The 18,195-nt window shown below is 69.0% G+C and carries 19 protein-coding genes, 1 pseudogene and 1 riboswitch; of the genes and pseudogenes, 12 read left to right on the top strand and 8 right to left on the bottom strand.

Annotation, left to right across the window (positions count from 1 at the left end):
* Positions 1 to 3: 3 nt before the first annotated feature.
* From ribA to ACWCP8_RS06195, 6 genes are all read left to right on the top strand, one after another.
* Positions 4 to 660, top strand: a complete 657-nt coding sequence (ribA, locus tag ACWCP8_RS06220; protein WP_352268264.1) for a GTP cyclohydrolase II — start codon at positions 4 to 6, stop codon at positions 658 to 660.
* A gap of 482 nt (positions 661 to 1,142) precedes the next feature.
* Complete coding sequence (locus ACWCP8_RS06215) at positions 1,143 to 1,631, top strand: hypothetical protein (protein ID WP_352268265.1); 489 nt, start codon at positions 1,143 to 1,145, stop codon at positions 1,629 to 1,631.
* Between the two features lie 149 nt (positions 1,632 to 1,780).
* Complete coding sequence (locus ACWCP8_RS06210) at positions 1,781 to 2,236, top strand: alpha/beta hydrolase fold domain-containing protein (protein ID WP_451114483.1); 456 nt, start codon at positions 1,781 to 1,783, stop codon at positions 2,234 to 2,236.
* A 900-nt stretch (positions 2,237 to 3,136) separates the two neighbouring features.
* Positions 3,137 to 3,367 (top strand): RICIN domain-containing protein, encoded by a 231-nt coding sequence (locus ACWCP8_RS06205; protein WP_352268267.1) that lies wholly within the window; start codon positions 3,137 to 3,139, stop codon positions 3,365 to 3,367.
* A 111-nt stretch (positions 3,368 to 3,478) separates the two neighbouring features.
* Entirely contained in the window at positions 3,479 to 5,638 is a 2,160-nt protein-coding gene (locus ACWCP8_RS06200) for an RICIN domain-containing protein (RefSeq protein ID WP_451114892.1), read from the top strand.
* 20 nt (positions 5,639 to 5,658) lie between these two features.
* Positions 5,659 to 6,963 carry a ThuA domain-containing protein gene (locus ACWCP8_RS06195; RefSeq protein ID WP_451114481.1) on the top strand — a complete coding sequence of 435 codons (1,305 nt, stop codon included), beginning with the start codon at positions 5,659 to 5,661 and terminating at the stop codon, positions 6,961 to 6,963.
* Between the two features lie 466 nt (positions 6,964 to 7,429).
* Here the strand turns inward: ACWCP8_RS06195 and ACWCP8_RS06190 are convergent.
* Positions 7,430 to 8,050: pseudogene (locus tag ACWCP8_RS06190) on the bottom strand (SDR family NAD(P)-dependent oxidoreductase); the annotation flags it as partial.
* A 109-nt stretch (positions 8,051 to 8,159) separates the two neighbouring features.
* Positions 8,160 to 9,125: a pirin family protein gene (locus ACWCP8_RS06185; RefSeq protein ID WP_352268269.1), complete on the bottom strand. Its 966-nt coding sequence runs from the start codon at positions 9,123 to 9,125 to the stop codon at positions 8,160 to 8,162.
* Positions 9,126 to 9,291: 166 nt separating this feature from the next.
* On the opposite strand from ACWCP8_RS06185, the gene ACWCP8_RS06180 reads away from it, so the two are divergent.
* Positions 9,292 to 9,657: a tetratricopeptide repeat protein gene (locus ACWCP8_RS06180; RefSeq protein ID WP_352268270.1), complete on the top strand. Its 366-nt coding sequence runs from the start codon at positions 9,292 to 9,294 to the stop codon at positions 9,655 to 9,657.
* A 156-nt stretch (positions 9,658 to 9,813) separates the two neighbouring features.
* Here the strand turns inward: ACWCP8_RS06180 and ACWCP8_RS06175 are convergent, their stop codons facing one another.
* The 3 genes from ACWCP8_RS06175 to ACWCP8_RS06165 all read right to left on the bottom strand — a co-directional run bounded on the left by ACWCP8_RS06175 (position 9,814) and on the right by ACWCP8_RS06165 (position 12,292).
* Positions 9,814 to 10,539 (bottom strand): TetR/AcrR family transcriptional regulator, encoded by a 726-nt coding sequence (locus ACWCP8_RS06175; RefSeq protein WP_352268272.1) that lies wholly within the window; start codon positions 10,537 to 10,539, stop codon positions 9,814 to 9,816.
* Positions 10,540 to 10,572: 33 nt separating this feature from the next.
* Complete coding sequence (locus ACWCP8_RS06170; protein WP_451114478.1) at positions 10,573 to 11,469, bottom strand: SDR family oxidoreductase; 897 nt, start codon at positions 11,467 to 11,469, stop codon at positions 10,573 to 10,575.
* Between the two features lie 73 nt (positions 11,470 to 11,542).
* The gene (locus tag ACWCP8_RS06165) at positions 11,543 to 12,292 is read right to left on the bottom strand and encodes an SDR family oxidoreductase (RefSeq protein WP_352268275.1); all 750 of its coding nucleotides are present in this window, start codon (positions 12,290 to 12,292) and stop codon (positions 11,543 to 11,545) included.
* A gap of 191 nt (positions 12,293 to 12,483) precedes the next feature.
* Here ACWCP8_RS06165 and ACWCP8_RS06160 point away from each other — a divergent pair, with 191 nt between their 5' ends.
* Positions 12,484 to 13,059 (top strand): GNAT family N-acetyltransferase, encoded by a 576-nt coding sequence (locus ACWCP8_RS06160; RefSeq protein ID WP_451114475.1) that lies wholly within the window; start codon positions 12,484 to 12,486, stop codon positions 13,057 to 13,059.
* An 81-nt stretch (positions 13,060 to 13,140) separates the two neighbouring features.
* On the opposite strand, the gene ACWCP8_RS06155 is transcribed toward ACWCP8_RS06160, so the two are convergent.
* Positions 13,141 to 13,914, bottom strand: coding sequence for a CbtA family protein (locus ACWCP8_RS06155; protein WP_352268278.1), 774 nt, complete (start codon positions 13,912 to 13,914; stop codon positions 13,141 to 13,143).
* Between the two features lie 28 nt (positions 13,915 to 13,942).
* Positions 13,943 to 14,161 carry a CbtB domain-containing protein gene (locus ACWCP8_RS06150; RefSeq protein WP_030980799.1) on the bottom strand — a complete coding sequence of 73 codons (219 nt, stop codon included), beginning with the start codon at positions 14,159 to 14,161 and terminating at the stop codon, positions 13,943 to 13,945.
* Between the two features lie 3 nt (positions 14,162 to 14,164).
* Positions 14,165 to 14,313, bottom strand: a riboswitch (adenosylcobalamin (AdoCbl) riboswitch).
* Positions 14,314 to 14,425: 112 nt separating this feature from the next.
* Between ACWCP8_RS06150 and ACWCP8_RS06145 the strand changes: the two genes are divergently transcribed.
* The 3 genes from ACWCP8_RS06145 (at position 14,426) to ACWCP8_RS06135 (ending at position 15,971) form a co-directional block, all read left to right on the top strand.
* The gene (locus ACWCP8_RS06145; protein ID WP_352268403.1) at positions 14,426 to 15,037 is read left to right on the top strand and encodes a histidine phosphatase family protein; all 612 of its coding nucleotides are present in this window, start codon (positions 14,426 to 14,428) and stop codon (positions 15,035 to 15,037) included.
* 247 nt (positions 15,038 to 15,284) lie between these two features.
* On the top strand, positions 15,285 to 15,779 hold the full coding sequence (locus ACWCP8_RS06140; protein WP_451114473.1) for an Asp23/Gls24 family envelope stress response protein: 495 nt from the start codon (positions 15,285 to 15,287) through the stop codon (positions 15,777 to 15,779).
* Between the two features lie 36 nt (positions 15,780 to 15,815).
* Entirely contained in the window at positions 15,816 to 15,971 is a 156-nt protein-coding gene (locus ACWCP8_RS06135; protein ID WP_451114471.1) for a hypothetical protein, read from the top strand.
* A 234-nt stretch (positions 15,972 to 16,205) separates the two neighbouring features.
* Here ACWCP8_RS06135 and ACWCP8_RS06130 read toward each other — a convergent pair whose 3' ends face one another.
* Positions 16,206 to 17,648 (bottom strand): dihydrolipoyl dehydrogenase family protein, encoded by a 1,443-nt coding sequence (locus ACWCP8_RS06130; protein ID WP_451114469.1) that lies wholly within the window; start codon positions 17,646 to 17,648, stop codon positions 16,206 to 16,208.
* 116 nt (positions 17,649 to 17,764) lie between these two features.
* Between ACWCP8_RS06130 and trxA the strand changes: the two genes are divergently transcribed.
* A complete protein-coding gene (trxA, locus tag ACWCP8_RS06125; protein ID WP_352268282.1) occupies positions 17,765 to 18,139 on the top strand; it encodes a thioredoxin in 375 nt (124 codons plus the stop codon).
* The last annotated feature ends 56 nt before the right edge of the window (positions 18,140 to 18,195 follow it).

The following is an 18,195-nucleotide window of genomic DNA, read 5'->3' as shown; positions in this document are numbered from 1 at the left end:
GCCATGATAGAGAGCGATGGCGCACACCGCGACAGCGCGCGTTCAACGGGCGCTGAACGAGCGACAACTGTCCAGCTGTCAACCGAGCACGGCGTTTTCCGTGCTGTCGGCTACTTGGACCACAATCGCAGGGATGAACAAATAGCGCTGGTATACGGCGACATCGAGGGAGACGATGCGCTCACCCGGGTACATTCGGAGTGTCTGACCGGAGATACCTTTGGATCCAACCATTGCGAGTGTGGGGACCAACTGTCCGCGGCACTACGCGCCATCGTGGGCGAAGGACGCGGCGTACTCATCTACCTGCGGGGTCACGAAGGCCGGGGAATCGGCCTGTTGGCCAAGCTGCGGGCGATGCAGCTCCAGGCGGAGGGACTTGACACGGTCGAGGCGAATATCGCGCTCGGGCTCCCGGTCGACGCCCGCGACTACCAGGTGGCGGCGGAGATTCTGCACGACCTCGGTGTCCGATCCGTGCGACTGCTGTCGAACAACCCACGCAAGCGCGAGGCGCTGCTGCAGCACGGCATCAAGGTTACCGAACAGGTTCCGCTGCTGACACAACCTCGTGAGGAGAACCTCGTCTACCTGCGGACCAAGCGAGAACGCCTTGGCCACCACCTGCCGCATCTGGAGGGCGGGGTCGACCAGACCTGACGCGTGGGCGAAGTCCGGTGCGCGGCGCAGCCCGCACGGGGGCGTCCGGCAACCTCCGGGGTCGCCGGCAGGTTGTGGTGGCCCTTCGCGTCAAGAAATCGCCCTCCTTCGTCAGGGCGACCGCCCTACGAACCAGGCGCACCCGTCCCCCTCTGCGGATGCAGCCGAGGGGGGCAGCACGGGCACGCGATACCGACTCGCGGCAGGCGCACCACCGCAGTACAGGTGGTCGAGAGCCGGTTCGCTGCCGACGCTTGCCCTCACCGATCCGCCCGGTCCCGATGCCGGGGCTCCGGTGGCGGAGTGAGCCGTCCGGTGTATTTACTGAGACGGTGCGGAGCCGGCAGCTCACGAGGCAGTTCAGCAGAGCCGGAAGTGACATCCATCCGTACCGGGAGCTGGGCGCACATGGCGATGGCCGACATCTGCCATCAATGGTGCGCTCCCCGCGCTGCTGGACTCCGTGAAGGGATGAGCGGCCCATGACAGCAATCAGCGGTCCCGCCCGGCACCTGCGTGGTCTCCTGGCCGGGGCCGCCGCGGGCGCTGCCGGGACCACGGTCCTGGACGCGGTCGGGTACCTGGACATGGTGGTCCGCGGCCGAGGAGCGAGTACGACACCCGAGGTCACCGTGGAACGGCTGTCGGAGACCCTGCACGTTCCGATCCCGGGCGACGAGAACGCACGGGAGAACCGCGTCAAAGGTCTGGGCCCCTTGACCGGTACAGCAGCGGGTGTGGGGATGGGTGCCCTGCTCGGCCTCGCTCTCTCCTGCGGCTGGCGGCCGGGCAACGCGGTCCTGGCCGCCACGGCGACCACGGGGGCGCTGATCGGGACCAACGGCCCGATGACCGTCCTGCGCGTGACCGACCCGCGCACGTGGTCACGCTCCGACTGGGTCGCCGACATCGTTCCGCACGTGGCCTACGCGCTGGTCACCGTCGCCGTCGTCAAGGGGCTGGAACGGTAGTCGCCGGGGCCGGACAGATCCAGTCCGAGTACGTGCCCTGCGGCAAGCCGCCGGCGAAGCTGGAAAAGATCGACCAGGACTTCCTCGACACGCTCGCGGCAGCCGGCGGCACCCCGCTGTAAGAGCAGTCGTACAAGGACGCCCGGGAAGTGCTGAACAAGCCTCGCTTCAAGCAGCAGGTCATGCTCTACCCCGTCACCGACGCCGACTTCGACACCGCCTCCTACAACCGCTTCGCCGAAAACTGCTGGCTCACGCGGCCGGCCATGAAGTGGTTCTGGGACGCCTATGCGCCCCGCGTGGCCGACCGCAGCAATCCGCTGGCCTCCCCGCTGCACGCCACCGTCGACCAGCTGCGCGGCCGGCCGCCCGCCCTGATGATCATCGACTCCGATGTTCTGCTGGATGCGGCCAACGCGTATGCCACCCAGCTCCGCGCGGCCGGCGTCCCGGTCACCTCGTCCCACCACAGCGGCGTCACCCACGACTTCATGATGCTCAACGCACTCGCCGACACCCAGGCCGCCAAGCAAGCCGTCGCCCGGACGACCGCGACTCTGCGCGAAGCGCTGTACGCGCCGGCCGACCCCGGCCCCGGCAAGTAACCGGCCCCGCCCCCTGTTTCGGGCCCGCCGCGCCCCGCGGCGGGCCCGTCCGCGCCCTGCCGCCCCGGCCGCTATGCCGGTGCTGCGCAGTTCCTGGGCTCATACATGCTGGGGCGGCAGGGCGATGACCACGGAGTGCGAGGCGGGAAGACGGGGAGCAGGGCCGTCGCGATCTCGTACACCATGCAAAAACTATGGACTTCTGCATGAATCGCTACGGAGAATGACTTTCCCCTGGATTTCCATGAATATGGGTGCAGGCCACCCGTAAGTGCTCACCCGGTGGTCGAACTGCCGGGCACGGCGCCGACGACCAGTCGCAGCCGCGACAATCCATGGGCGAACCTGCCGACATGGACGCACGCCAGGTGCGGCCCTTGGGACTGGGGCGGGCCGGATGGGGCGTCAGCTGCGCGGTGGGGCGCGCAGGGTGGCGAAGAGTTGGAGTCAGTGCATGAGCTTGTGGGTGAACGCGACCAGGGTCGGGCAGACGGCTTTGGCCTGAAAGTGTCCGGACGGAAGGTGCACACGGGGTCCTGCCGGCCGAGGCGCGGGCGGCCTTCCCTCCAGGAGTCACGCGGGCCCGCGGTGGCCAGGTCGGCGCTCCCACCGCGAACGCGAGTGCCGTCGGCACCACACACGTCCGTCGACGATACGAGGGCGCCGCCATCCCCATGCGTTCAACTCCTTGCACATGTAGGGCAATTACGGGGTCTCTTCGCTTCACATCTTGACGTGCCTGGTTCAGACCTTTAGGTTCACCGATCACCACCGTTCCATGAATGCACTCGACGTTCACATGTCTGGACGGGTCACGCACCTTCCGTCCCGATGCCTGCACCTGCGCGCCACGCTCCCACCCCCCACCGTCGGCCACGCACGAAAGGCTGTGCCCCCTCGATGGCCAGACATCCCCCTCTGCCCTCCACGACGCTGCGCGGCACCCTCTCAGCGGTACTCGCCCTCTCGGCCGGTCCCCTCAGAGTGTCGCCCGCCGCGGCCGCCACCGGCACGATCACCCGACTCCCGGGCAAACGTCTCGACGTCACCGGCAATTCGACCGCCGCCGGAGCCAAGGTCCAGTTGTGGGCCTGCGGCGTCGCCGACAGCTGCTCCGGAGTCACCGGCTGACGGACACGTCCGCCTCTCCCACCCCCGACCCCCACCCCCACAGGAGATCCCACCGTGCCCGGATCCAAGAGAGAAACCGGCCGTCGCCGGATACCGAAGCTGCTCATCGCGATCGCCCTCGTCGCCACGGCCGGAACCGGTATCGCGGCCGCCTCGCAGGACACGGCGACCGCGCAGACCGCCGCACTGCCGACCAGTTGGGCCACCGTGGTCAACGTGGGCAGCGGCAAATGCGTCGACGCACGCGCCGCGGGAACGGCGAACGGCACCGTCGTCCAGCAGTACGCCTGCAACGGCAGCCAGGCCCAGCAATGGCAGTTCGCGGTCACTTCCGGCGGATACGCACAGGTCGGCAATCGCACCGACGCCACCAAGGTCTGGGACGTCACCGGCGTCTCGACGGCGGACAGCGCGCTGGTGCAGCTGTGGACGTACGGCGGCGGAAACAACCAGCAGTGGCAAGCCGTGGCGGAGTCCAGCGGCGCGTACCACTTCGTGAACCGCAACAGCGGCAAGTGCCTCGACGTGCCGAGCGCCTCGACCGCGGACAGTGTGCAGCTCCAGCAGTACGCCTGCAACGGCAGCGCGGCCCAGTCCTTCCACGTCAACCCCGCGGACCCCCAACAGCCCCCCGGGACACCGGACCTCGGCCCGAATGTCACCGTTTTCGACCCGTCCACACCCGCTGCCACCATCCAGAGCAGCCTGAACGCGGCCTTCGCCCAGCAGGAGACCAACCAGTTCGGCACCGCCCGCAAGGCCTTCCTCTTCAAGCCGGGCACCTACGACGCCGATGCCAATGTCGGCTTCTACACCCAGGTCGCGGGGCTCGGCCTCTCCCCCGACGACGTCACCATCCGTGGTGCGGTACACGCCGAGGCGGACTGGTTCCAGGGCAACGCCACCCAGAACTTCTGGCGGTCGGCGGAGAACCTGTCCGTGACCCCGACCTCCGGCACGGACCGTTGGGCGGTGTCGCAAGCCGCCCCGTACCGCCGGATGCATCTGCGCGGCAACCTCCGGCTGGACGACGGCGGTTGGTCCAGCGGCGGCTACATGGCCGACACGAAGATCGACGGTCAGGTCAACTCGGGTTCGCAGCAGCAGTGGCTGTCGCGCAACACGGAGTGGTCGAGCTGGACCGGCTCCAACTGGAACATGGTCTACGTCGGCGCCAAGAACGCTCCCGCGAACAGCTTCCCGAGCCCGCCGTACACCACGGTCGACCAAACCCCCGTGTCGCGTGAGAAGCCCTTCCTGTACGTCGACCCGACGGGCGTCTACAAGGTGTTCGTGCCCGGGGTACGCACCAACTCGTCCGGCACCTCGTGGAGTTCGGGCGCGCCCACGGGCACGTCCCTGCCCCTCTCCGACTTCTTCATCGTCAAGCCGGGCGCGACGGCCGCACAGATGAACGACGCGCTCGCCCAGGGGAAGAACCTGCTGGTGACGCCGGGTGTCTACCACCTCGACCAGACGCTCAAGGTGACCAGGGCCGGCACCGTGGTCCTGGGCCTCGGCCTGGCCACGCTCATTCCCGACAACGGGATCACCGCCATGACGGTCGCCGACGTGAACGGTGTCCAGCTGGCCGGGTTGCTGATCGACGCCGGCACCACGAACTCGTCCCAGCTCCTGGAGATGGGGCCGAGCGGCTCGTCGGCCGACCACAGCGCCGACCCCAGTTCCCTGCACGATGTGTTCTTCCGCATCGGCGGCGCGGGCGTCGGCAAGGCCACCACCAGCCTGACCATCAACAGCAACGGTGTCATCGGCGACCACCTGTGGCTGTGGCGCGCCGACCATGGCAACGGCGTGGGCTGGACCAGCAACACCGGCGCCACGGGGCTCGTCGTCAACGGCAACGACGTGACGATGTACGGCTTGTTCGTCGAGCACTACCAGAAGCACCAGACCATCTGGAACGGCAACGGCGGCCGCACGTACTTCTACCAGAACGAGATGCCGTACGACCCGCCCAACCAGGCTTCCTGGATGAACGGTTCGACGCAGGGCTACGCGGCCTACAAGGTCGCGGACTCCGTAACGAGTCATCAGGTGTACGGATTCGGCAGCTACTGCTACTTCAACGTCAATCCGAGTGTCACCGCCGAGCACGCCATCGAGGCGCCCAACAACGCGAATGTGCGTTTCAAGGACATGGTGACGGTCTCGCTGGGCGGCACCGGGACGATCCGGCACGTCGTCAACGACCGGGGTGGCCCGTCCAACTCCACCACCAACGTCGCCAACCTCGTCAGCTACCCCTGATGCTCAAGGAAGGATCGTCGATGGACATCAGCACGGACATCAGCAGATCCGGTCCGGCGCGCGCGACTCTGTGGGTCCTCGTCCTGCTGGCGACACTGCTCGGCCTGGCGGCACCGCCCGACGCCCGGGCGAGCACGGCGGCAACGCCGTTCAAGGTGCTCGCCCTCTACAACGGCACCTGGGACGCCGCGCACATCAGCTTCGTCCACGAGGCCAACGACTGGTTCCCCGAGCAGGCCACGCAGAACGGCTTCACCTACACGGCCAGCAACAACTGGGACCTGCTCAGCAACGGTGGTGTGAACGCCTATCAAGTCGTCCTGTTCCTCGACGACTTACCGCAGACTGCCGCCCAGCGGTCCGGCTTCGAGCAGTACATGCGCGGTGGCGGCGCCTGGATGGGCTTCCACGTCTCCGCCTTCACGACGGACGCACAGTCCTGGCCCTGGTACCACAACCAGTTCCTCGGCAGCGGCACCTTCAGGTCCAATACCTGGGGTCCGACCACAGCCGTCCTGAAGGTCGAGGACCGCACTCACCCGTCCACCAAGAGCCTGCCCGCGACCTTCACCTCGTCGGTCAGCGAGTGGTACAGCTGGTCCAACGACCTGCGGCAGAATCCGGATATCAAGATCCTCGCCTCGGTGGACCCGAGCAGCTTGCCGTTGGGAACGGACCCGAACCAGACCTGGTACAGCGGCTATTACCCGATCCTGTGGACCAACTCGAAGTACAGGATGCTGTACGCGAACTTCGGTCACAACGCGATGGACTACGCATCCAACACCGCGCTGTCGTCGACGTTCGCCAGTGAGACACAGAACCGGTTCCTGCTCGACGGGCTGAAGTGGCTGGGCGGGGCCGGAGACACCGTGCCACCGGCGGACCAGATCTCCGAGACCGCCTGGTACTCGCTGACGAGCGCCTCCAACGGCACGTGTGTGGATGCCCGTTCCGCCGCCACGGCGAACGGGACCGCGATCCAGCAGTACTCCTGCAACGGGACCCTGGCACAGCAGTTCCAGTTCCGCTCGACGGACAGCGGATACACACGGATCACCATCCGCGGGAACCCGCAACAGGTCATCGATGTGACCGACCGCTCGACCGCCGCCAACGCGCCACTCCAGCTGTGGAGTTACGCGGGCGGGCAGAACCAGCAGTGGCGGCCCGTGAAGGAGAGCGTCGGGCGATACCACTTCACCGCCCGCCACAGCGGCCAGTGCCTTAGTTCCGCGAGCTCCTCGACGAACGGTGTCCAGCTCACCCAGCGACCCTGCGACGGCTCCTCCGCACAGAGCTTCACGCTCACAGCACAGCCCTGACCGCTCCTACCTGCCGGTGCCCCTTGCCACTGATCCGCGGCGAGGGGCACCGGGCCGCTCTCACGACCGCACTCGCGCAGGGTCGGCCGGCATCCTCCGGGGCGGCCCGCGGGTCGCGGACTTAGCCGATGGTGCCGCCGGCGGCGCGGGCGTCGGCTATCGCGCCCTTGACCCGTGCGACGGCAGAGCACATGGTGGAGGCTGCCGTTGATCGAGGCGATCCACACCAGCGCGAAAACTGCGGCGAACTCGCCCGGCCCGCGCCAGCTCAGGTACCCGGCGAAGTGGTGTGCGGCCTGGGCGACCAGCACGACCACGACCAGGTCGTGGAACAGTTCGAGCGGGCCGACCACCCGCTTGCGCGGCTGCTCGCCATGGGCACGTGGGGGCTGCCACAGTTGGCTGCGCAGCCGGTCCCACGGTTCGTGTCGCGAGGTCCCGCCCGCAACCCGGAACGCCAGCGGACGAGACTCTCGGACACGGCCCACAGCCGGGCCGCGTTCTCCCGATCCAAGGCGTACGGCGCGACGCCGGAGACGGCACCGGCTCGTTCGGTGACCGTCTCGGCCTGCGCACAATCCTCGAAATGGCGGCCGGTGACGCCCTCCACCGTCGGCGAGGCGGCCAACAGCACCGAGGTCGCGGCGCCCTGCTCCACAGTCTTCTGCGGTGGCAGTGCGAGTTCGCCCGAGGCGATGAAGTCGGCCACCTGCTGCAGGTCCATGTGCCGGGCCAGGCTCGTCTCGCCGATGTTGCCCGGCATCAGAGCGTTGGCGGTGATGCCGTCGTCGGCCCATCGCTCGGCCGCACCGACGGCGAACAGGGCGTTGGCGGTCTTCGACTGCCCGTAGGAGGTCCATGGGTCGTAGGGGCGGAAGCGGTGGTCCAGGTCGTCGAAGACGACCGGTGAGAAGAGGTGACCGATGGAACTCACCGAGACGATCCGCGCGCCGTCCGCGGCCGCGAGTGCCGGGTGGAGGCCGACGGCGAGAGCGATGTGGCCCAGGTGGTTGACGGCGAACTGCATTTCCCGGCCGTCAGGCGTGCGGGTGAGTTCCGGCGGGGCCATCACTCCGGCGTTGTTTACCCAAGGAGCCAGCCCACGCCCCGGGCATAGCTGCGTCCCCTCACCGAACCGGCGAAGGGACGCAGGGAGGGCGCACGGAGGCGACTCGTAACAGGCACATCACCCCAGGTCAGCGCACCCGTCCTCGCGGCTTCAGCGCCACCGGCGGCAGTTCGGGGGCGGCCAGCCGGCCGCCGTCGTAGCCCTTCACCTCTCCGAAGCGGGACCCTTCCATCCAGCCCCTCCGGGCCTCTTCGATCTCCTCGTGAGAACGGCCGATGAAGTTCCACCACATGACGATCTCTTCCTCGAACGGCTCACCGCCCAGAAGCATGAGGCCGGCGTCGGAGGCGGCACGGAGGGGGAGTTCGGTGCGGCCGCAGCCGAGGTAGAGCATCGATCCGGGCTGCAGCGGCACACCGTCGACCTCCGCCTCGCCGGACATCGACAGCACTGCGTACTCGAAGTCGGGGTCGAGCGGCAGTCGCGCCTCGGCACCGTCCGTCAGAGCGATGTCTGCGCCGACGATCGGGGTATAAGCCGTGCCCGGTGACGTGGCACCGTCGAGTTCGCCGAGGATCACCGTGGCGGTGAGGCCGGGGGCGGTGACGGTGGGCAGGTCGGTGTGGTGCTGGAAGTGCGGCTCGACCTGCCGGTGCGCGTCGGGCAGAGCCACCCAGAGCTGGGCGCCGTGCAGAAAACGGGCGTGCGGCTTCGGGCTCTCCTCGGAGTGGCTGATCGCCCGGCCGGAGGTCATCAGCCCCAGTTCGCGCGGGCGGACCGTCTGCAGACTGCCCAGGCTGTCGCGGTGCAGCACCTCGCCCTCATGGAGCCAGCTCACCGTCTGCAGACCCATGTGGGGGTGCGGCGGGACCTGCATCCCGGGCTCGTCGGCGATGTCGTCGGGGCCGTAATGGTCCACGAAGGCCCAGGCGCCGACCATGCGCCGGCCGAGATTGGGCAGCAGCCGGCGGACCTCGGTGGACTCGCCGAGCTGGACGTGGCGCGGGGCGAGAAGTTCACGTACCGGCTCGGCGACGACGAAACCCCGCCCTCCACAGACGGAGAGTGCGGCCTGGCGATCGAGATTGCTCATGGCGCTCAACCTATTCCCGTGCGGGCATGGGTGGTCGATACCCACGCCGAGATTTTAGTGGAATGTTCAACCATTATGCTGTGTTGTCAACGGTGAACGAACGGCTGGGCGGACGACCGGACGCCCGACCGGCAGGATCCGGGAAGGCCGCAACCGAGGAGGACAAGTGAACGACAGCTACTTCGAGTTCGGTACCGCAGCTGACCGCTGGGACCGCGCCCGGATGTTTTTCGAGGCCAAGGAGTATCTCACCGCGGCCCGGATCCTGGGTGGGCTGGTCGAGGAAGCGCCGGAGCAGGTCGCCCCGCGACTGCTGCTGGCCCGTGCCTACTACCACTCGGCCCGGCTCGGCAAGGCCGAGACGGAACTGCGGGCCGTGCTGGAGCGCGACCCCGTGGAGCACTACGCGCGGCTGATGCTCGGTCGCACGCTGGAGCGGCAGGGGCGGCAGGCCGAGGCGACGCCGCATCTGCGGATGGCTGCGGCGATGTCCGGGGACTTCGGGGACGACGCGGGCGCCTCGGACCTCTGAGGCGGAGCGCCTTCGGGCGGGCTGCGGCCGTGTTGAAGAACGAGTCGACCGGTCGCAGTCCCGAGGCCCGGCGCCCCCGGCCGGTTTCCGGCCATCGGCATCGGAGCCTCAGGGATCGATGCCCCGGTAAGTGGCGCCTCAGCCGGAGCGATCGGTTTACGCGTCGTCCGCGGCCCGGCTTCCCGCAGCGTTCGATACGCGGTCCAGCCATTCGGTCATCAGGGCCGATTCGGCCTTGCTGAGTCCGGCGCGAGGAGAGTCGTGCAACAGGGCCCTCAGCCGGTTGGCGGCGGAGGGGATCTGCGCCTCACCCGCGGCCTCCGACTTGCCTCCGCTCGCTTCGGGTACGAACACGGCCGCGTGCACCGCATCGCGTACTCGTACCGACATGCCGTTGTCGGTGAACGTCGCCGGGCGGGCGACCAGCATCAGCGCGACGCCGACATTGGCAGACATGATCATCTGAGCGGCCGGCTCGGGCGCGATCCGCAGCTTTCCCTGTGCCGCGGCCCGTTCCAGGTCCCTGGTGAGGATCCGATGCGATTCGAGCGCGGCGGCCGGCGGGGTGCGCATGGCGGGGGAATTCATCAACCGGTACAGGTTCGGATTGCGCAGGGCGAACTCGACATGGCTGTCCCAGCCGTCGCGCAGGTCCTGGACGGGGTCCGCGGTGTCGCCGCGCTCCCGCTTCGTCGCCAGGTACGCATCGAAGCCGTGATCGACGACGGCCGAGAGCAGTCCTTCCTTGTCGCCGAAGTACCGGTAGAGGGCCGGGGCCCCCACCTGCGCGGCCTCGCACACGGCCCGGGTGGAGACGCCCCCGTCCGGCGACTTCGCGACCAGGTCGGCCGCCACTTCCAGGATGCGTGCTCGAGTGCTCATCGAACGGACGCTATCAAGGGGAGCGTGCGGGGGTCAGCGCGCTGCATGGGGAGCCAACAGGTCGTCGAGGCCGATGCGGGTGAGGAACTGGGAGCGTATGTGGTCGGCGACGGCGCTGACCGTTTCGCTGCCGTCGTCGACGGGGTCGATATGGACCCTGAAGGGGCGCTTGCCATGCTCCGTCCCGACCACCCGGACGATGGCGTCGGCGACCTGGGAGACGTCGGCGTCGGCGGGGGCGAGGGCGGCCAGGCGTTGGGAGACCTGGTCCATCATCCCCGCGTAGCGCTCTTCGTACGCCGGGACGACGGTCAGGTCGGCGGAGTGGCCGCCGGTGACGAAGTGGTTGGTGCCGGAGGTGAAGGAGCCGGGCACGACGATGGTGGTCTCGATGTTGAAGCGGGCGAGCTCGGCGGCGTACGAGACGGCGAGCGCGTCCATGGCGGACTTGGCCGCGAAGTACGGGGCGAGATAGGGCGGGGTGCCGCCCCTGGTGGACGTGGAACCCACCCATACGACCAGCCCGTGTTCCTGGGCGCGCAGGTGCGGGAGGGCCGCCCGGTTGACGCGTTGGGTGCCGAGCACATTTGTGTCGTAGACCGCCGCGAGCTCCTCGGGCGTGAACGCCTCGGTGGGGCCGGTGACCATGTGTCCGGCGTTGTGGATGATCACGTCCAGCTGACCGGCGTCGGCGAGGACGGTGGCCACGGCGGCGTCCACCGACTCCTGGGACAGCACGTCGAGTTCGACGGTGCGCAGGTCCACCTGGTGTTCGGCGGCGTACGCCGCCGCCTCGGCCACACGTGCGGCGTTGCGTGTCCGGGTGTTGCGTATGGCCGCGTAGACGGTGTGGCCCTCGCGGGCCAGGGCGCGGGCGGCCAGGGCGCCGAAGCCGGATCCCGCGCCGGTGATGACGATGGTCTTGCTCATGACTCAGTCCTCGGTCTTTCGGTCGGGGTAGGAGAGGAAGAAGAGCGGCGGTCTGCGGCCGCAGCGGGCGCGGTCAGACGATGCCGCCGTTGGCACGCACGACCTGGCCGTTGACCCAGCGGGCGGGACCGGCGAGGAAGGCGACGACCTCCGCGATGTCCTGCGGAGTCCCGAGACGCTCCAGCGGCGCCTGGCCGGCAAGCTTGTCGATGGTCGCCTCGTCCTTGCCGTCCAGGAAGAGAGCGGTGGCGGTCGGCCCGGGGGCCACGGCGTTGACCGTGATGTCCCTGCCGCGCAGTTCGCGGGCCAGGATCAGGGTCATGGCCTCGACCGCGCCTTTGGTGGCGGCGTAGGCGGTGTAGCCGGGGAGGGCCAGCGACAGCACGGAGCTGGAGAAGTTGATGATCGCTCCGCCGCCGCGCAGGCGACGGGCCGCCTGCTGGTCGACGACGAAGGTGCCACGGATGTTGGTCCGGTGCATCCGGTCCAGGGCGTCCAGATCCATGTCGACGAGTGGTGCGAGCGTCATGACGCCCGCGGCGTGGACGACGACGTCGACTCCCCCGAAGGCCGCCTCCGCCGCATCGAAGAGCGCTGCTACCGCGGCCTCGTCGGCGACGTCCGCACGGTGGGCGATTGCCTCGCCACCCGCGGCAGCAATCGCCGCGACGGCGGCCTCGGCCTCGGTCCGGTTGCCCGCGTAGTTGATGACGACGGCGAATCCGTCGGCAGCCAGGCGCTCGGCGCTCTCCCGGCCGATGCCCCTGGATCCTCCGGTGACGACCGCGACCCGGCGTGCAGTGGTGGTGGTCTGCTCAGTCAAGGCATTGCTCCCGCTTCAGGGGGGCGGTGATGTCCGCATCCCGATGGAACAACGCTAACACCATTTGGGTAGCGTCGCTACCTTCTATGCGTAGCAACGTTACGCCCGTCGCTACCCACTCTTCGGTCGGTCAAAATTCCGATGCGTCGAGGTTGGCCGCCGTGATAGTCCGGCGAGTCATGGAAGCTCTTGTGACAACGCGGCTCGTGCTCCACCCACTGACCCCCGCGGAGGCGGAGTGCGTAGTGGAAGGCAGTCCCGGACCGGACGCCCTCTGGGCACCCGACTACCCCAACGACGGCGACCGGGCGGGCGCGAGGCACTTCCTGGAACACTGCGCGGATACCGGCAATCCTCATCCGTTCGGCGCCTACGAGATCCGCCTCCGCGAGGACGGGCACGCCATCGGTGGAGTCGGTTTCCATGGCGTCCCGGACGACCGGGGGCAGGTCACGATCGGCTACGGCCTGATACCGGCGATGCGCGGCAAGGGGTACGCCTCCGAGGCCCTGCGTGCGCTGCTGGAGTTTGCCCGCGCCGCGGGTGTCGCGTCGGTGAAGGGCGACGCCGACGTCGACAACACCGCGTCCCATCACGTCATGGCAGCGGCGGGTATGCACTTCGTCAGGGAGGACGACCTGCTGAGGCATTACCGGATCGACTGGCCGGCCGGATCGGCGGCCGAACCCGGGGGCGGAGCGACTGCGACGGACGAAGCCGCCGGTTCCGAGCCTTCTCTCCAGGTCTCCGCTCGACGTCCGTCGTGACGCCGGACGGCCGGACCCCGACCACGACTGAACCCGCCAGGCGTCTCCAGGCGGGTTCGGTCGTAGCGGTGTTCCGGCCGGTCAGTCGGCAGCGGTGGCCGTGCGGGATGCCGTGCCGCCGCCCGCCGGGACCGTGTCCGGTCCCGGCACCAGCAGCCGTTCGGTCAGATAGCCGAAGAACAGACCGAAAGTGGTCCAGAGCGTGACCTGAACGGCGAGGGTGGCGAGGCGGAACTCCCACAGCAGACCGGCCGGGAAGTCCTTGCCGACCTCGTTGAACGAGGGCAGGAAGGCGTAGGCGAGCCCGATGACGAGGACGTAGCCGACGGACGCGGCGATCGTCGCGTTCCAGTTGCCCAGCCGAGGAGCCAACCGCTTGCCGAGGATGACGGCCGCGACGGCGAGCAGCACGCTGAGAGCGACCATGAGGAAGAACAGGGCGGTGCGTTGGCCGATCGTGTCGGGGTTGCCGACGGCCGGCGGGTTGGCCGGGTACTTGAGGAACGGCACGACATACACGGTCAGCAGGGCGCCGAACGCGATCAGTGCTGCGGTGGCCCGCGGGCCGAACCTGCCGATGCGGCCGAGGGCGTAGCAGAAGACGAGCGCGGCGATGCCGCCGATGGCCACGCCGAAGACGAGGACACCGGTGGCGAGGCCGGCCGTGGACTGCATGGCGCGGCTGACGAGTTCCTCGCCGCCGCCGTGGTCGTGGCTGTGCGCCTCTTCGAGGGCGATCGCCGCGTCGACCCGCGACTCCCCGAGGAAGTAGGCGACGGCAAGTGCGAGCGCGCCCGCCACAAGGCCGGCCAGCATGCCGCGGACCAGTAGGGCTCTGACAGATATGGAGTTCATGAGGGGTTCCCCTGGCTTGCGCGGTGTGTCAGTGGCAGGGGAAACCGAGCAGGTGGCGACCGTCGTGGACCCATTCGTGGACACCCTCGCCGGAGATGACCGCAGTGGCGCCCTGCTCGGCGCCGACGAAGTACAGCAGGACGAGCATGAGAATGCCGAAGAAGACCGCCCATGGGGCGATGGCCTTCAGCGAGATGGGGGTGATGGCGGGTGATGCGACGGCGGCGGGGGCAGCAGTCTGTGCCATGGCAGAACCTCCTGGGGGAACACGCGTCCCGATCGTGGTGCCTGAGACGACAGTGCTGGGTCTGACTTCCCGTACGGATACGGGTTCACAGTGGCGCGACCGTGCCGGATTCTCACCGGACTTCCATCACACCGTCGTCATGTTCGTCGCGACCATACCGTCTGGGAGCACCCCGCCGCCATGGCACCATCTGCCCACCTCACAGCCCTGGATGCCATGGTGTGCTTACTGAAGAGGCCACAGTTCAGGGAGTTGACACGGGTGTTGACGGTACGGGTGATGTTGATCTCACCGGCGCTCAACGCAGCGCTGCGCGAGGCCCGCTTCGACGGCGACGCCCCGCTCGACGCGTCCGGTGTCCGGCGGGCGCGGGCGGCCGCGACCGCGGTGCCTGGTGCCGATCGCCGGGTGCACGGCCCGGACGAACGGTGCGCCGGGACCGCCGAGGCGTTGGGGCTGCGGTCCGATCCCGAACCTGCCCTTCGTGGCTGGGACTTGGGGCGCTGGAGCGGGCAACGGCTGGCGGAGGTGAGCCGGGACGAGCCGGAGGCGGTGTCGACCTGGCTGTCCGGCCCCTCGGCGGCCCCGCACGGCGGTGAGTCGCTGCTGGATCTGCATGCGCGGGTGGGCGGCTGGCTGGATTCGCTGCATCGGGAGGGTGCCGATGACGGCAGCGTGCTCGCCGTGGTCGAACCCGCGGTGGTGCGGGCCGCGATCGTGCATGCGCTGGGCCTTCCGTCGCAGACGTTCTGGCGGTTGGACGTCGCTCCGCTGACGCTGACCGAGCTCAGCGGGCGGTCCGGGCGCTGGAACCTGCGATGCGGGCGGTCCCTGGGCACCGGAACCGACGAGACCACCGCAGTGCACAGACGGTAGCCGGGGGGAGCCACCTCCGTGATGGACCGGGAATCACGTACGTCGCCTTCACCATGCGTCGCGACGGACTTCGCCTCCCTGTCCCGGACCGGAGGGCGGGCACCCGAGGCCGGACTCCCCCACAACAACCCACTCCCCTCAGCGGCGGGCTCGGCCATCCACCCTTCCGCCCAAGCAATGCCGACAAATGGTACGTAAAATGGCCAAGGCGATCGAGCCCACCTCCTCTTCGGAAGGGCGACCGACCATGACCGATCAAACACAGCTGAGCCGGCCCGAGACCACCCGCCCGGCGTCCGAGTCCACGCACGGACCGGGACCGCATGGCGAAAACCGCCGAACGGAACCCGGGGCACGGGGGCGTACCACGATCGCCGACGGTGTGGTGGCGAAGATCGCCGGGCTGGCGGCCCGGGGCGTGCCCGGAGTCCAGGGCATGGGCGGAGGATTCATCCGCGGTATGGGGACCGTGTGGGAGCGAGTGCCCGGAGCGGGAAGCCGGTCCGTCACCGGCGGTGTCAAGGTCGAGGTCGGCGAGGTCCAGACCGCGGTCGACCTGTCGATCATCGTCGAATACGGCTTCCCGATCGTCGAGCTCGCGGGCGATGTCCGGACCGAGGTGATCGCCGCCATCGAGCGGATGACCGGTCTGGAGGTCGTAGAGGTCAACATCACGGTGACCGACGTGAAGCTGCCCGACGAGGAAGAGGAGCAGCAGGCGCCGGAGAGGCGAGTCGTGTAGTGGTTCGCCGGACCGGATCGCGCCTGGTCGAAGGGGGTGACCATCGGCCATGGCGACGGCCTGTTCGGCGGCGGCATCTGCAAGAACGCTTCGGGCCCGAGTACGAGCGCGCTGTCGAAGCCGGTGACAGCCGCACGGCGGCAGAGGGTGATCTGCGCGACCACGAGCAACGGCACGACGACCTCGATCTGAAGCCGCTGGCCCGGCCCCGGACGACAGTGTGAGCGCAGCAGCCGTCGGTCACGTGGAGAAGCATGCATGTCTCGCCCGACGAGCTCGCCGCCACTTCGTCCGCACTTCGGGACGCGGGTACAGCGTGCGAGTACGCGGGGGCGACGGATCCCGACAACGCAGCGACCCCGTCTCTTGCCGGGGGGTCGGTCATGTCGGGATCCGTCCCTCCACGCGCCGGCACATCGTCCGTGCTCAGCCGCGGTACGCCTCCAGCAGGCGCAGCCAGACCTCGCTGATCGTGGGGAACGCAGGGACCGCGTGCCAGAGCCGGTCGATGGGGACCTCGCCCGCGACCGCGACGGTCGCCGAATGCAACAGCTCGCCGATGCCCGGCCCGACGAAGGTGACGCCGAGCAGGATCTCCCGGTCGAGGTCGACGACCATGCGGGCGCGCCCCCGGTAACCGCTCGCGTAGAGGCCGGAGCCCGAGACCGCGGCGAGGTCGTAGTCGACGGCGCGTACGCGATGACCGGCCCGCTCCGCCCCGGCGAGGGTGAGACCCACGGACGCGGCCTCCGGGTCGGTGAAGACCACCTGAGGGACGGCCGCATGGTCGGCGGTCGCGGTGTGGGCGCCCCAACGACCGGTCGCCTGCGGGGTGCCCTGGGCGCGGGCGGCGATCGCGGCACCCGCGATACGGGCCTGGTACTTGCCCTGATGGGTGAGGAGCGCCCGGTGATTGACGTCGCCGACGGCGTAGAGCCAGTTACTGCCCTCTACGCGGCAGCTGTCGTCGACCGGGAGCCAGGATCCGGGCTTCAGGGCCACCGTCTCCAGCCCGAGGTCGTCGGTGCGCGGGGCGCGGCCGGTGGCGAAGAGGATCTCGTCGGCCTCGATGCGCTCGCCGTTGTGCAGCTCGACGGTGACGGGGCCGTCCGGGGCTGTGCGGTTGACGGAGCTGGCCGAGACGCCGGTACGGATGTCGGCTCCGGCCTCGGTGAGCGCCTCGGCGACCAGCTCACCCGCGAACGGCTCCATCTTCGGCAGCAGGCCGTTGCCACGGATCAGCATCGTGACCTCGGCGCCGAGCGCCTGATAGACGGTGGCCATCTCCACGCCGACGACCCCACCGCCGACGATCACCAGGCGGCCCGGAACCTCCTTCGCGCCGGTTGCCTCCCGGCTGGTCCAGGGGTGGGCATCGGCGACTCCGGGCAGGTCGGGAACCACGGCGCGGCTGCCGGTGCAGACGGCGACGGCGTGCCGCGCGGTGAGCCGGTGTTCGGTGCCGTCGGGAGTGGTGACGGAGACCTGCTTCGTACCGGCCAGACGGCCCTGGCCCCGGTAGAGATCCGCACCGACGCCCTCCAACCAGGCGACCTGTCCGTCGTCGTGCCAGTCCGAGACGTACCAGTCACGATGGGCAAGGATCGCAGCCGTGTCCAGCGGGCCCTGCACGGCTGCGCTGAGGCCGGGCACCCTGCGCGCGTCGGCACGGGCGACGACCGGGCGCAGCAGGGCCTTGCTGGGAATACAGGCCCAGTACGAGCATTCGCCGCCGACCAGCTCCGCCTCGACGACCGCCGTACTCAGCCCGGCCGCGCGGGTCCGGTCCGCCACGTTCTCCCCCACCGGCCCCGCGCCGATCACCACGACGTCGTATACGGCGTTCTTCACAGCATCAGCATCTGTCATGGGGACAGTCTGGTGGTGGGTGTGGGCTGCGGCCACATGGGCAGGCGGAATAGCGCAAAGAAAGCCACCGTTGTCCGGGGACAGGTCCGAACGGGCACAGGAAGAGGTACAGACGCATGAGCACCGTAGAGCTCACCAAAGAAAACTTCGATCAGGTCGTCAGCGAGAACGAGTTCGTCCTGATCGACTTCTGGGCTTCCTGGTGCGGCCCGTGTCGGCAGTTCGCGCCGGTCTACGACGCGGCGTCCGAGCGCCACGACGACCTGGTCTTCGCCAAGGTCGATACGGAGGCGCAGCAGGAGCTGGCGGCGGCCTTCGAGATCCAGTCCATTCCGACGCTGATGATCGTCCGGGACAATGTGGCGGTGTTCGCCCAGCCCGGGGCGCTGCCGGAGGCGGCGCTGGAGGATGTCATCGGGCAGGCCCGGAAGCTGGACATGGACGAGGTGCGCAAGTCCATCGAGAACCAGCAGAAGGAACAGCAGCAGTAGCCTGCGCGCGCCGGAACTGTGGGTGGAGGAGGGCCCGGCCATCGGCCGGGCCCTCT

The organism is Streptomyces sp. NPDC002206 (assembly GCF_053593595.1).
The sequence above is the reverse complement of the archived record's forward strand: the minus strand, read 5'-3'. Positions and strand labels throughout refer to the sequence as shown.